Genomic DNA, 13,796 nt, shown 5'->3' with positions numbered 1-13,796 from the left:
CAAGCCAATCCCTCGAATGCTCGAAGTGTCCGGTGCAGCACATAGACTTTTTGCTGATGCCGATCCAGGAGCAACCCTCATGCGTTTTATCAATCAGCCAGCCACCGACCTCACCTATTCGGACGTTTTTCTGGTCCCCTCCGCTTCCGAAGTGATCTCCCGGTTTGATGTCGACCTGGCGAGCGACGATTCGACCGGAACTACCATCCCCCTGGTGGTGGCCAACATGACGGCTGTCACCGGACGGCGGATGGTGGAAACGGTGGCGCGTCGAGGAGGGCTGGCGGTATTGCCTCAGGACATTCCTTCGGCGGTCATCGCCGAGGTTACCCAGTGGGTGAAGAGCCGGGACGCCGTATACGAGACTCCGTTGCGCCTCAAGCCGGAGCACACGGTGATCGATGCGCTGCACCTGATGAACAAACGCTCCCACGGGGCAGTGATGGTCGTGGACGAGCAAAATCGTTGCGTAGGAATAATCCGGGCATCCGACTGTGAAGGAGTCGACCGTTTTGCTTCACTGGAGTCGGTGATGCGCACCAGCTTCATCAGTTTCGAGTCCTCCCGGTTCGAGGGCAACACCGCGGCGGGACTGCAACTCGCGTTCGAGGAACTCGACGCGGCGAGCACCAATCTTGCACCCGTCTCCCGTGACGGTGAATTGCTCGGCGTCCTGACCCGCACGGGTGCGCTCAGGTCGACAATCTATCGGCCGGCGCTCGACGCGAACGGCTCCCTTCGCGTCGCAGCAGCGGTGGGCATCAACGGCGACGTCGAGGCGAAGGCTGCTGAACTTCTCGACGCCGGCGTGGACGTGCTGGTGGTGGACACCGCCCACGGCCACCAGCGAAAGATGATCGACGCGCTGCGAGCCGTTAGAGGTGTCGTCAATGGCCTCGCGCGGCCAGTGCCCATCGTCGCGGGAAACGTGGTGAGCGCCGATGGCGTGCGTGACCTGGTGGAGGCCGGCGCCAACATTGTCAAGGTGGGAGTCGGCCCAGGTGCCATGTGCACCACCCGAATGATGACCGCGGTGGGACGCCCCCAGTTCTCCGCGGTCCAGGAATGCTCTGAGGCGGCGCGCGAGCTCGGGGCGCAGATCTGGGCCGACGGCGGTGTCAGGTATCCACGCGACGTTGCCCTGGCGCTCGCTGCGGGCGCCAGCCAGGTGATGATTGGCTCCTGGTTTGCTGGCACCTATGAGAGCCCTGGTGACCTGCAGACTGACAGCAGCGGCAGGCAATACAAGGAAAGCTTCGGCATGGCCTCCGCTCGTGCGGTCCAGAACCGGACCCAGCGCGACGACGTTTTCGCGCGAGCCAGGAAGGGCCTCTTCGAGGAGGGTATCTCCACCTCGAAAATGTACCTGGATCCGGCCCGGCCCGGGGTTGAGGATCTTCTGGACCTGATTACGGCGGGGCTACGCAGCTCGATGACATACGCAGGGGCACGTAGCCTGGCTGAATTCAGGGAGAACGCGGTGGTCGGGGTGCAGTCGGCCGCAGGTTACGAAGAGGGCAGGCCCCTGCCGCAGAGCTGGTAGAAACAGAACTGGCGCGGGCCGGTCCCTAATGTAAACTGAAGCTCTTATGGACAGTTCCTCTAGGGGCTGGCCCTCGATGCGTTCGCGGCATTTTCCCGCAAAACGGTCGACTTGCGCCGGCAGACCCCGCATTAATGCCCATCGCCAACTCCAGGCAGTATTGAGCCCCATCGAACCAGATCCCAACGGACCAAGCGTTTCCGGTGCCAGCTCAGTGGAGTCTTTATCGGAGCCTTCTAGACCGGTTGAGCCCGGGTCTTTTCGATGCCACCAGGGTGATTTACACGATCAATTCCGGCTGGCGGTGAGTGCACCGTGGAAATCTATTTCCTGATAGCGGGCCTGCTGCTGATCCTCGGTACTGGTTTTTTCGTCGCGGTCGAGTTCTCGCTCGTGGCGCTGGATCAGACCTACGTTCAACGGGCCGTTGACAATGGCGACAAGGGGGCTGTGCCCCTCCTCAAATGTCTGAAGTCGCTCTCCACCCAGCTCTCCAGTTGCCAGTTGGGAATTACCCTCACCACGCTGCTGACCGGTTACGTCATGGAACCGTCCGTCGGCCGCCTGATCCAGGGCCCGCTGAGCGCGATCGGTATCCCCGCCGCGATCCTCGGCACGGTCTCGCTGGTGATCGCGATGACACTTGCCACCCTGCTTTCAATGCTGATCGGCGAGCTGGTTCCGAAAAACCTGGCGATCGCCCTTCCGTTCAAGATCGGCAAGCTGCTGGCGCGGCCTCAGCTGATCTTCACCGGGGTGTTCAAGCCAGCGATTGTGGTGCTGAACGGTTTTTCCAACCGTGTCCTGAACCTCTTTGGACTGGAAGCGAAAGAGGAAATCTCCGGCGCCCGCACCCCCTCGGAACTGTCCTCCCTGGTCCGCCGGTCGGCTGAGATGGGCACCCTTGACGCTGGCACCGCCAACTTCCTGGCCCGGACGTTCAGCTTCTCCGAACGGACCGCCGCCGATGTTATGACCCCGCGGATCCGGATGGAAACGATCGATTCGGATCAAACCGTGGCCGACGTCGTCGACCTGGCCCGTCGGACCGGCTTTTCCCGGTTCCCGCTGATCGCTGACTCACCCGACGACATTCGCGGCGTGGTCCACGTCAAGAAGGCAGTGGCGGTTCCCCGCAGCAAGCGTGCGGGGCTGCCAGCCGGGACCATCATGACCGAGGTACTACGAGTGCCCGAGACGGTACACCTGGATTCCCTCCTGGCAGAGCTGCGTGAAGCGAATCTTCAGCTGGCGGTGGTGCTCGACGAGTACGGCGGCACTGCCGGCGTCGTCACCCTCGAGGATCTGGTCGAGGAGATTGTCGGCGAGGTCTCGGACGAACACGACAAGCTGAAACCTGGGGTGCTGCAGAGCGCTTCGGGTAACTGGTTCTTTCCGGGCCTGATGCGTCCGGACGAGGTCACCGAGCAGATTCCGCACCTCTCGGTACCCGACGAGGCTGGTTATGAAACCGTCGCCGGGTACATCATGCCCAGCTGGGCCGGATTGCTGCCCCAGGTGACCGGGTCGATGTCCCCGAGGGGATCCTTGAGGTGGAACGTATGGATGGTCGTCGAATCGACCGGGTCAGCTTCATCCCGCTGCCCCCTGAAGATGAAACTGGCGGAGTATCAAACGCCGCAATGGAAGGTCAGCGATGAGCGACTGGGCCGGAATCGTATGGCTGATTGTCCTGTTGATCGGAAACGCCTTCTTCGTTGGCGCCGAATTCGCTGTCATGTCGGCGCGCCGCAGCCAGATTGAACCTCTGGCCGACCAGGGTTCCAAGCGTGCCAAAACTACGCTCTGGGCGATGGAGCACGTCTCGTTGATGCTCGCCTGCGCGCAGCTGGGCATCACCGTGTGCTCGCTGCTGATCCTGCAGGTCGCCGAACCCGCGATCCATCACCTCCTGGTGGTTCCGTTTGAATCAGTGGGGATCCCTGCGGGACCCGCTGACATCATCGCTTTCGCCATCGCCTTGCTGATCGTGACCTTCCTGCACGTCACGTTCGGCGAAATGGTCCCGAAGAACATTTCGGTATCCGTCGCCGATAAGGCTGCGCTTCTGCTGGCACCACCGCTCGTGATGATTGCGCGGGTGGTGAATCCCATTATTGGGTCGCTGAACTGGCTGGCGAACCATATTCTTCGGGCTATGCGCGTTGAGCCGAAGGACGAGGTGACCTCTTCGTTCACCCTTGAGGAAGTGCAGTCGATCGTTCAGGAATCCACTCGCCACGGGCTCGTTGACGACGGCTCCGGTCTGATTTCCGGCGCCCTCGAGTTCTCGGGCCAGACTGCCGGGACGGTCATGGTGCCGCTGGATGAGCTGGTGAGCGTCAGGACGGACTCCACCCCAGCAGAGTTCGAGAAGACTGTGGGGCGAACCGGATTCTCGCGGTTCGTGTTGATGGATGAGAACGACGTCCTCACCGGGTACATGCACCTCAAGGACATCATGTCGATTTCCGAGGAGATGTACTCCAAACCGATTACTGAAAACAAGGTCCGCACCCTTGCGAACCTGAGAATGGATGATGAGATCGAGACGGCGTTGACCACCATGCAACGCACCGGGTCCCACCTGGCTCGGGTACTGGGTCCCGACGGCGCAACCCACGGAGTCCTTTTCCTCGAGGATGTTATTGAGCAGCTGATCGGAGAGATCCGGGATGCCACGCAAAATCAGGGACACCGGCGGACTGGCTCCAGTGTGGACGAGCTCGGCCTCGACCGCAGCATTAGCTAGGCACCCGGCTTCGACAGCGTATCCCTCGATATGCGAATGATTCGCGTTTGCGTTAGACTCAAGGTCAGGAGTTATTGATCCAAGTTCCAATCACGTAGATCGAGGGATACATGCAACGTCTTTCCACCTCAACCGGCCTCCTCGGAGTAGCAGCGATGGCGCTGGCCCTGACCGGCTGTGGTCAGGCGGACAGCGGCAATACTGCAGCAGACACCTCCGAGGATGGGATCCAGGTGGTTGCCTCCACCAATGTCTACGGAGACATCGCGCAGACCATCGGTGGAGAGAACGTCTCGGTGAACTCGATTGTTGACAGCCTGGCGCAGGACCCGCACTCCTATGAGGCGACCGTTCAGGACAAGCTGGCGGTTTCCGAGGCCGACCTGCTGATCGAGAATGGTGGTGGGTACGACCCGTTCCTGCACCTGCTGGCCGACGAGGTGGAGATGGACCATGACTACCTGATTTCTGCAGTCAGCGAGTCAGGCTTCGAGGGCTTCGAGGAGGAGCACGAGGATGAGGGCGAGCATGCTGGTGAGGACGAGCATGCCGGCGAGTCAGCAGAGGAACATGCCGGTGAGTCGGCAGAGGAACATGCCGGTGAGTCGGCAGAGGAACATGCCCACGGCTCGGCGAATGAGCACGTCTGGTATGACCTGAACACCATGCGGGCCGTGGCCGCTGCGATTGGCGAGAAGCTGACCGCGCTGGATCCCGACAACGCCGGGGTGTACAGCGCCAATGTTGAGGAGTTTGACGCGGGCATCACCGCCCTGACCGAGCGGCTCTCGGAACTGGGTGAGGCCTCCGCAGGCCAAACTGTCGCAATCACCGAACCGGTCCCCGTCTACCTGCTCGAAGCGGCAGGGTTGGAGAACGTCACGCCGAATGGCTACAGTGAGGCGATTGAAGAGGGATCGGATGTCTCAATTGCCGTTCTGAACGAAATGATGAGCCTCATGGAGGACGAATCGCTGGCGTTCCTTGCCTATAATGAGCAAACTGAAAGTCCCCAGACCCAGACCGTTCGTGACGCCGCGGACGAGGCCGGGGTGGAAATCGTCAACTTCACGGAGACAGTGCCTGAGGGGGAAGACTTCCTGAGTTGGATGACTTCCAATGTGGACGGTATCGAGAGCGTCCTCGCCCCCTGATCAACTGATGGTGGAAACGCCACGCCACCTACCTTTTCGCTGGAGATGAACCTACTGGCTTTGACCCAAGACCACCGCACGGCCGAGCGGCCGGAAACAGCACCTATGGTTCGGCTCCGATCGGCGTCGCTCTCCTTCGGCGACCGTGTCCTCTGGCAGAATCTTGACCTCGATATCGGTAAGGGCGAGTTTTTCGCTGTCCTCGGCCCCAACGGTTCAGGGAAAACCAGTCTCCTGAAGGTCCTCCTGGGCCTTCAGCAACTTGACTCCGGCTCGGCGACCGTCAACGGCTCGGCGGTGCGTCGCGGCAGCCGCGACATCGGGTACATCCCCCAGCAGAAGTCCTTTCCGCCGGAAACCCCGCTGCGGGCCCGTGACCTGGTGGGCCTCGGCGTCGACGGTCACCGGTGGGGGCTCAGATGGAGGGGCCGGGACTACAACGCCACGGTCGATGCCCTGCTGGAAAAGGTGGGTGCATCCTCCTATGCCGACGCGCCGGTCGGGCGGCTTTCCGGGGGAGAGCAACAGCGGCTGCGCGCAGCCCAGGCCCTCGCGACCAATCCGCAGGTGCTTCTCTGCGATGAACCGCTGCTCTCCCTTGATCTCCACCACCAGCAGGCAGTGAGCGGGTTGATCAACTCGCAGTGCCGGGTCAACGAGTCGGCAGTGGTTTTCGTGACGCATGAGATCAACCCGATCATCGACTACGTCGACCGGGTGCTTTATCTTGCCGAAGGCCAGTTCAGGGTCGGCGCACCGCACGAGGTAATGACCAGTGAAGTGTTGTCCGAGCTCTACAAAAGCAACGTCGAGGTCCTGCACAGCAAGGGCCGGATCATCGTCGTCGGGCTGCCCGATGACACCACCCACCATCACGCGGAAGGACACTGACAGTGGACCTGCAGGAGATCCTGACCGCAATCTTCAACTTCGACAACTACTCGGATCTGCTTCCTCTGGTGCAGAACTCGCTCTGGGCGGGCGCAGTGCTGGGGCTTCTCGGCGGGTTGATCGGCACGTTCGTGATGATGCGCGATCTCGCTTTCGCCGTCCACGGCATCGCCGAGCTGTCGTTTGCCGGCGCAGCGTTTGCCCTCCTCATCGGGGCGAATGTGATCTACGGATCCCTGGTGGGTTCAGTGCTCGCAGCGGTGGTCCTCGGCGTCATGGGGATCAGAGCGAGGGACCGGAACTCGATCATCGGTGTGATTATGCCCTTCGGTCTCGGCCTGGGCATCCTGTTCCTGGCGTTGTACGAAGGCCGCGCTGCCAACAAGTTTGGCCTGCTGACTGGGCAGATTGTCTCGGTCGATGATGTCCAGCTGTCCCTGCTGGCGGGTTGCGCAGTGGCGGTGATGGTGGCGCTGCTCGCCATTTGGCGGCCGCTCACCTTTGCCAGCGCCGACGCCGACCTCGCCGAGGCTCGCGGCGTGCCGGTGCGGGGGCTCTCCATCATGTTCATGTTCCTGCTGGGCGTGTCGGTTGCGCTGTCCATTCAGGTGGTGGGAGCGCTGCTCGTCCTGGCCCTGCTCATCACCCCGGCAGCAGCGGCGCTGAAGGTGACGTCGTCGCCACGAATCGTGGTGTTGCTCAGCGTGATTTTTGCCTGTGTGTCAGTGGTCGGCGGGATCCTTCTGGCCCTGGGTGGCCGGATCCCCATCAGTCCCTACGTGACCACAATTTCCTTCGTGATCTACCTCGTCTGCCGGGGAATTAGCTGGCAGCGCGGAAGACGCACCGCGTTGACCACTTCAACACCAGCAGTGGTGCGCCCGGCCTAACCCGCAGCGCCGGCAGTGCAGGCGGGGCAGAGGCCGTAAATTTCAACGGTGTGGGCCACCTCGGTGTAGCCATACTCTTCAGCAATCCGTGCAGCCCATTTCTCAACGGCCGGCGCTTCGATCTCGACAGCGCGCCCGCAACTCCGACAGAGCAGATGGTGATGGTGATGTGGGGCGTCGCACCGGCGATAGACGGCTTCGCCTTCGCCGTTGCGCAGCACGTCAACCAACCCGTCTTCGGACATCGACTGGAGAATCCGGTAGGTGGTGGCCAGTGACACCGCGTTGCCGGCTTCGTGCAGGCGCCGGTGAAGCTCCTGGGTGCTGACGAAATCGTCGAGCTTATCCAGCGCCGCGCCTACCGCCAGCCGCTGCTTGGTGACCCGTTGTTCCGGTCCCTTGCGTGCTGTCGGTTCTGCTGTTGGTGGCACTGACGGATCGCCTCCTGACGGCTCGGGTGTTACTGACTGTCGCGAATAAGGTTACCAGCGCTCAGCTGCCGGTCCTGTTGCTGCCGGGGTGGTCGGCGGTAGGCTGACGCGATGAAGCTCACCAAATTCACTCATGCCTGTGTCCGGTTGGAGAAGGACGGTGCCGTGCTCGTGATCGACCCGGGAACATTCTCGGAGGCCGAGACGGCACTGGCGGGGGCACACGCGGTGCTGATCACCCATCAGCATGCCGACCACTTCGACGAGGAGAAGGTGGTGGCGGCGTTGCAACGGGACCAGTCACTGCTGATCTATGCACCAGCGAAGGTGGCCGGTATGTTGGCCGAGCGGCTCGACGCCGATGGCCTGGACCGGGTGCATACGGCCGAGCCCGAGCAGCGGTACAGTGTTGCAGGTTTTGAGGTGCAGACCTTCGGTGGTCAGCATGCGCTGATCCACCCGCATATTCCGATGGTGGCCAATATTGGGTACCTCATCGATGGTTCTCTCTACCACCCGGGCGATTCGTTCATTGTCCCGCATGGCGTTGACGTGTCGACGGTTCTGGTGCCGGTGCACGCGCCGTGGTCCAAGACAGCCGAAGTGATCGATTTCGTCACTTCAGTGCGGGCGGCCCGGGCGTTCCAGATCCACGATGCGCTCCTCAACGAAACCGGTCTGCAGCTGGTCGAAGGCCATCTGGCGCGGATCGGAGGCCTATATGGCACCGAGTTCCGTCATCTTGCCCCCGGTGAGAGCGTGACGATCTAGGGCAGCGTCGGGTTGAGAAGCCGCTGACTGAATGGCCCTGGCGAGATCGCGGGGACGGCTCCACATAGGCCAATGCCCCGTCGGAAGGTCAATGACGTCGAGGTGCTCGATGGTCGGGACTTCGGCAAACATGGGATGGCCCGCGCGGGCAAGCTCGAGCACCTGCGCGCTCGGGATCGAGCAGCACACCAGGGTGGTCCGGACCTTGCGGCGGGCATCGTTCGTGAGATCGACGGGCTGACGAAGCACGGGGCCGGGTTCGGGGACGGCCCGGGCCCGGAAACGCTCGAGGACCTCTGCGCTCAGGCCCTCGAGGCTCGCCTGCTGTGCGAGGACGTCGAGGGGTGGCAGCGGAAGTTCCTTCAACTCCTCGGGGATGTCTGGGGCGAAGGCGGTTCCCGTCGCCACCGGGCCGGAGTCGACCCACACTACTCGATGAACCAACTCAGGGTGTCGGTCAAGGACGAGGCTGACGGGGGCGTTCGCCCCACTGTGAGCGACGAGAGTTGCGGGCTGATCCTCGGAAATCCCGAGTTGGGTGATGACATCCAGGACCGCTGCGGCCTGATCGTCGAGAGTCTTCGCCGCACGCTCGGGATCGTCCCCGTCAAGACCGGGCAGTGTCACCGCGATTGCACGAAAGTGGTCGGTGGTCAGGTGTTCAAGGACTTCATCCCACGCCCAGGCCCCCAGCCAGTGGCCGGCGATGAGAATGATGATCGGATTGCTTGTAGTAGTTGTCATGCCTCAACCATCGCAGGCACCCAAGACAACGGTGTGTCACTATTTATGTCATGAATTTGTCGGGTGCTGAACTGTGAGACGAGTCGAACGGCTCCACGCATTATCCGAGATGTTGCGCCGCAGCGGTGCGCGCGGCGTTTCCGCTGAGCGGTTGGCGAGAGAGTTTGAGGTATCCGTGCGCACCATCAAGAGAGACCTCGATGCGTTAGAGAACAGCGGTGCGCCGATATGGTCCCGCCCAGGTCCGGGCGGTGGCTACGGATTGGCTGTAGAAGGGTCCCTGCCGCCGGTCAGCCTGTCCCCAGCCCAGGCCGTGGCCCTCATGGCAGCCGTATCCGCTGCACCCGATGCCCCCTACGCCGATCTGGCGGCAGCAGGTATCCAGAAGATTATGGACGTCCTAGATCCTAAAACCCGAGCCCGAGCCGACGAACTCGCTCACCGCGTCTGGGTCAACGCGCTTCCCTCCTCTTCGCGCGCAACCAAGTCGGCGCTGGAGGAGGCGATGGCCGAGCAGCGGGTACTCCGCATTTCCTACACATCGGGAGACGAGACCACGACCACCCGCGACGCTGAGCCAGTGCTGTTCGCCGCCACGAACGGCCAGTGCTACCTGGTGGGGTGGTGCCGACTGCGCAACGCAATGCGATGGTTCACTGTGTCTCGCATCGAACGAGCCAGCGTAACCAGGACGGCTTGCGTCGGCCATACCATCCACGAGGTCGGAGAACCCCCAGCGAACGCCAGACCGGTGCACGCTCGGAGCGGGTGAGTCACTCAATCAGCCGCTCCGGTCAGTACATCCAACGCAGTGACGGATTCAAACTCCGTGATGAGCTAGTTCCGCGGTGAGACGGTCACCGTGGAGACCTCTTCCAACCGGGGTGAGAGGTGGTCGCCGTCGACCACCACCCCGCGCTCCCACCAGAACCGCAGACCGGCTGGGCCGTCTTCGAGGCCGGCCAGGTTGTTGTCGAACCAGGGGCCTTTCAGCCCGGACCAGCGGAAGGGCGGACTCGGCACCTTCGCCGACCGGGCCACCAGTGCCCCCACCGGGCTTGCGACGCCGTAGGACAGGATGGCGGTAGCAAAACGCATGGCGCGGGGGAGCGGGTTGCGGATCGGCGAACAGACCGCCTGGATGATCCGGCTCCCGGAGGTGCGCTCCACCTCGGAGACATACGAGAAGTGCACGTCCCCCGACAGGAAGGTGACGGTTTCGGGTGCCTTGCCACGCTTCCCATCTGCCACCTCAACCGCCATCGTCGCCACTTGTCGGAAGCTTCGCTGGAACGCACCCCAGTGCTCCAGATCCACAGTGCGCCGCATCTTTTCGCCGATCTTCGCCCCAAACCTGCCCCAGGCGCCGTCGGCGAGTGCCTCGTTCCAGGCTTCGATGTGGTGCAAACCCGCAGGGAGCAGGAACGGCAGCGAGGTGGCGATCAGCAGATGCCGGAAGCCGCCCTGCATTTGTCCATCCAGCCACTTCATTTCCCGGTCGTCGAGGATTGACCGCTGGGCGGGGTCGAGTACCCGGCCCGCACGGGAGTCCAGGACCACCAGTCGGACGTCACCAATTTCCCTGGCAAAGCTCCACCGGTAGGTGGACGGCTCCTGATTGGCCCGGTCAGCGAACTGGTCCAGCACGTTGCTGATGTCCAGTTCCGTCTCGCCGTCGTGCGAGCTGATCAACTGCCAGATCTCGTCCTGGTCCCGGTGCTCGGGTGAAAGATTGCCCAGGTGCTGGTGCACCCAGTAGGAAGCCAGCCCCGAGACGATCCGGCCCTGCCACCAGGAGGTAGCCTCCATCGCGTGCTTCCAGGCCAGGGAGGTGTTCCAGTCGTCCCGAATGTCGTGGTCGTCGAAAATCATTGCGCTGGGCAGGGTGGACAGGAGCCAGCGGTTGGCGTCGTCGGACCACGCCAGGTTGTACAGGTGGGCGTACTCCTCATAGTCCTTGAGCTCCTCCCCGGGCTCCTCGTCAATGTCCCGGCGCGCCCTAATGAACTCCTGCATCGCGTCACTCGTCACATCCGCGTACACCTGGTCGCCCAGGAACACCACCAGATCGGGCCAGGCGACGTCGTCCACTCCCGCGGCCATCTGCAGGGCGTAGGCACGCATCGAATCGACACCGTGTTTACTGTTTCTCGCTTCGTTGTGGGGGACACTGGTCCGGCACGAACCGAACGCCATTTTGATGGGCTTGTCAGGGGTCAGCGTCGCAATCATTGACGGCGGGTACGCTGACCCTTCCACGGGCCACACCTGCTCCCCATCAATCGACACCGTGTAGGCGGTGACGCTTCCCGGTTCCAGACCGTTAGCCTCCACCAGGGCGTAGTGGTGGCCATGCACACCGAACGTCCGGGCAGTCCAGGACTGGTCACCGGCCGTCACCGTGACCCGTGCAGTCTGGCGGGTTTCCACCCAGATGCTGGCCGAGGTCAGATCGACGTAGCGCATCATGGGGCCAAGTACCAGGGAATCAGTCATTATTCAGTTCTACCCGGTTCCCGAGACCGCCGCTATCTGGCAGGATCACCGGGCCAACTCCCGGTGACAAAGAAGCGCTCCAGCACTGCCAGGTAGGGGGCTGGATCCAGGTCCCGCGCTGCCAGCCAGGCGTCGTCGTCGTAGGACCCGGTGTATCTGGTGCCGGCGTCGCACATCAGCGAGACAATACTGCCGCGGCGACCCTGGCCGACCATGTCCGCGATCAGCCCCCAGACTCCCCACAGGTTGGTGCCGGTTGACGGGCCCGCATGCAGTCCGGTGAGCTGGCGTAGGTGGCGCATCGCCGCGACCGACGCGGCGTCGGGGACCTGAATCATGTGGTCAATGACGCCGGGTACAAAACTTGGTTCCAGCCGCGGCCGTCCGATGCCCTCAATCCGGGAAGGACTCCCCGCCGCCGCGGTGCCGGGGGTACGCCAGGCCGGATAAAAAGCCGAGTTCTCCGGGTCGACCACGGCCAGCCGGGTGTGGTGGCGCTGGTACCTGATGTAACGCCCGATGGTGGCGCTGGTGCCGCCCGTCCCGGCGCCCACCACGATCCAGTCGGGAACCGGATGCTGCTCCAGGGCCAGCTGCCCGAAAATCGACTCGGCGATGTTGTTGTTGCCACGCCAGTCCGTTGCCCGCTCAGCGTAAGTGAATTGATCCATGTAGTGGCCGCCAGTCGTGGCGGCAAGGCCTGCTGCGGCGGCGTAAACCTCGGAGGCGTGGTCAACGAAGTGGCAGGCGCCGCCATACTGTTCGATCTGGTCGATCTTTTCCTTGCTCGTGGTGCGGGTCATCACAGCGATGAACGGCAGGTCCAGAAGCTGCGCGAAGTACGCTTCGGAAACCGCCGTCGACCCGCTGGACGCCTCAACGACCGTCGTATGCTCGTTGATCCAGCCGTTGACCAGTCCGAACAGGAAGAGCGACCGAGCCAATCGGTGTTTGAGGCTGCCTGTCCGGTGGGTCGACTCGTCCTTCAGGAACAGGTCGACTCCCCAGTGTTCAGGCAGGGGGACCGCGTAGAGATGAGTGTCGGCTGACCGGTTGTTTTCAGCCTCGATCCGGCGGATGGCCTCAGCAGCCCAGGACCGGTTGGAGAGGGGGCTCGGGATGTTCACTGGTTCAGCCTACCGGGCCGCCCAACGGAGGGGCGGAAAGTCGTTGGCGGCGAGATTGGAGTACCGGCCCGGGCTGTGGTGGACTGGATTGCATCAGGTCCGGCAGTGTTGCCGGTCACATTAAAAGGAGATCTTGATGAAGACTCTGATGGACGTGCAGACCCTGCGGGACCGGATGACCTCCGGCCTGCAGACGGTTCTGCTGGATGTCCGCTGGGCGTTGGGCGATCCCCACGGCCACGGTCATTACCAATCAGCCCACATCCCCGGCGCCGTGTACGTTGACCTCGAAGCCACACTGAGCGGTGAACCGTCGGCGCGGGAGGGCAGGCACCCGCTGCCTGGCCTCGAGCAACTGCAGGAAGCCGCCCGGCAGTGGGGCATCAACGACGGCGACGTGGTGGTGGCCTATGACAATTCAGGTAATACCTCCGCCGCCCGGCTCTGGTGGTTGCTGCGGTGGGCGGGTCTCGACACGGTACAGCTGCTCGACGGCGGCCTCGCTGCCTGGGTCGACGCCGGGTACGAGACTGAAGGGGGCGAGGAACAGCACTGCCTCGGCGAGGTGGAGCTGGGCCTCGACGAAGAGGGCGGCAGTGGTGCAATGCCGGTCACCGACATCGATGGTGTGCAGGGCATCGCCGAGCACGGTGTGCTGCTGGACGCGCGTGCCGGAGAGCGTTTCCGCGGCGAGGTGGAACCACTCGACCCCAAAGCCGGCCACATTCCGGGTGCGGTGAGTGCGCCCACCAGCGAGAATCTTGCCCCCGACCAAAGGTTCAAGACACCCGCCGATCTGCGCCGGCGCTTCGAAGCCTTTGGCGTCAACGACGCCGTCGACGTCGCAGTGTACTGCGGATCGGGCATTACCGCCGCCCACCAGATCGCTGCCCTGGAAATCGCTGGCTACCCGGCGGCGCTTTATCCGGGGTCCTGGTCCCAATGGTCATCCCGCTCGGACCTGCCGGTCGCCACCGGCGCCTAACCCGACCACCCA

The 13,796-nt window shown here is 63.0% G+C and carries 12 protein-coding genes and 1 pseudogene; 9 read left to right on the top strand and 4 right to left on the bottom strand.

Translation table 11 applies throughout. The features are described from left to right. Positions 1-79: 79 nt before the first annotated feature. The 6 genes and pseudogenes from DDA93_RS08250 (at position 80) to DDA93_RS08225 (ending at position 7,230) form a co-directional block, all read left to right on the top strand. The gene (locus tag DDA93_RS08250; RefSeq protein WP_116778488.1) at positions 80-1,543 is read left to right on the top strand and encodes a GuaB1 family IMP dehydrogenase-related protein; all 1,464 of its coding nucleotides are present in this window, start codon (positions 80-82) and stop codon (positions 1,541-1,543) included. Positions 1,544-1,858: 315 nt separating this feature from the next. After that, a pseudogene (locus DDA93_RS08245) lies at positions 1,859-3,204 on the top strand (hemolysin family protein). Continuing rightward, the gene (locus tag DDA93_RS08240; RefSeq protein ID WP_019483113.1) at positions 3,201-4,295 is read left to right on the top strand and encodes a hemolysin family protein; all 1,095 of its coding nucleotides are present in this window, start codon (positions 3,201-3,203) and stop codon (positions 4,293-4,295) included. The pseudogene DDA93_RS08245 and the gene DDA93_RS08240 overlap by 4 nt, the downstream one beginning before the upstream one ends. A 110-nt stretch (positions 4,296-4,405) precedes the next feature. Continuing rightward, on the top strand, positions 4,406-5,449 hold the full coding sequence (locus tag DDA93_RS08235) for a zinc ABC transporter substrate-binding protein (protein WP_207771327.1): 1,044 nt from the start codon (positions 4,406-4,408) through the stop codon (positions 5,447-5,449). Between the two features lie 105 nt (positions 5,450-5,554). Next, positions 5,555-6,340 (top strand): ATP-binding cassette domain-containing protein, encoded by a 786-nt coding sequence (locus tag DDA93_RS08230; RefSeq protein ID WP_026041121.1) that lies wholly within the window; start codon positions 5,555-5,557, stop codon positions 6,338-6,340. Positions 6,341-6,342: 2 nt separating this feature from the next. Further along, positions 6,343-7,230 (top strand): metal ABC transporter permease, encoded by an 888-nt coding sequence (locus tag DDA93_RS08225; RefSeq protein ID WP_116778486.1) that lies wholly within the window; start codon positions 6,343-6,345, stop codon positions 7,228-7,230. On the opposite strand, the gene DDA93_RS08220 is transcribed toward DDA93_RS08225, so the two are convergent. Continuing rightward, the gene (locus DDA93_RS08220; protein WP_116778485.1) at positions 7,227-7,661 is read right to left on the bottom strand and encodes a Fur family transcriptional regulator; all 435 of its coding nucleotides are present in this window, start codon (positions 7,659-7,661) and stop codon (positions 7,227-7,229) included. The genes DDA93_RS08225 and DDA93_RS08220 overlap by 4 nt on opposite strands. A 111-nt stretch (positions 7,662-7,772) precedes the next feature. Between DDA93_RS08220 and DDA93_RS08215 the strand changes: the two genes are divergently transcribed. Continuing rightward, a complete protein-coding gene (locus DDA93_RS08215) occupies positions 7,773-8,432 on the top strand; it encodes an MBL fold metallo-hydrolase (protein WP_116778484.1) in 660 nt (219 codons plus the stop codon). On the opposite strand, the gene DDA93_RS08210 is transcribed toward DDA93_RS08215, so the two are convergent. Further along, positions 8,379-9,176: an alpha/beta hydrolase gene (locus DDA93_RS08210; protein ID WP_116778483.1), complete on the bottom strand. Its 798-nt coding sequence runs from the start codon at positions 9,174-9,176 to the stop codon at positions 8,379-8,381. The genes DDA93_RS08215 and DDA93_RS08210 overlap by 54 nt on opposite strands. Positions 9,177-9,249: 73 nt before the next feature. On the opposite strand from DDA93_RS08210, the gene DDA93_RS08205 reads away from it, so the two are divergent. Beyond that, positions 9,250-9,948 carry a YafY family protein gene (locus DDA93_RS08205; RefSeq protein WP_116778482.1) on the top strand — a complete coding sequence of 233 codons (699 nt, stop codon included), beginning with the start codon at positions 9,250-9,252 and terminating at the stop codon, positions 9,946-9,948. 65 nt (positions 9,949-10,013) lie between these two features. Here the strand turns inward: DDA93_RS08205 and DDA93_RS08200 are convergent, their stop codons facing one another. Both DDA93_RS08200 and DDA93_RS08195 read right to left on the bottom strand, forming a co-directional pair. Next, positions 10,014-11,672 (bottom strand): alkaline phosphatase D family protein, encoded by a 1,659-nt coding sequence (locus DDA93_RS08200; RefSeq protein ID WP_116778481.1) that lies wholly within the window; start codon positions 11,670-11,672, stop codon positions 10,014-10,016. Between the two features lie 32 nt (positions 11,673-11,704). Further along, positions 11,705-12,799 carry a PLP-dependent cysteine synthase family protein gene (locus DDA93_RS08195; RefSeq protein WP_024475942.1) on the bottom strand — a complete coding sequence of 365 codons (1,095 nt, stop codon included), beginning with the start codon at positions 12,797-12,799 and terminating at the stop codon, positions 11,705-11,707. Between the two features lie 136 nt (positions 12,800-12,935). Here DDA93_RS08195 and DDA93_RS08190 point away from each other — a divergent pair, with 136 nt between their 5' ends. After that, positions 12,936-13,784, top strand: coding sequence for a sulfurtransferase (locus tag DDA93_RS08190; RefSeq protein ID WP_116778480.1), 849 nt, complete (start codon positions 12,936-12,938; stop codon positions 13,782-13,784). Positions 13,785-13,796 lie beyond the last annotated feature (12 nt).

Source organism: Arthrobacter sp. Bz4 (assembly GCF_003075455.1).
Classification (GTDB): Bacteria; Actinomycetota; Actinomycetes; order Actinomycetales; family Micrococcaceae; genus Arthrobacter_D.
The sequence above is the reverse complement of the archived record's forward strand: the minus strand, read 5'-3'. Positions and strand labels throughout refer to the sequence as shown.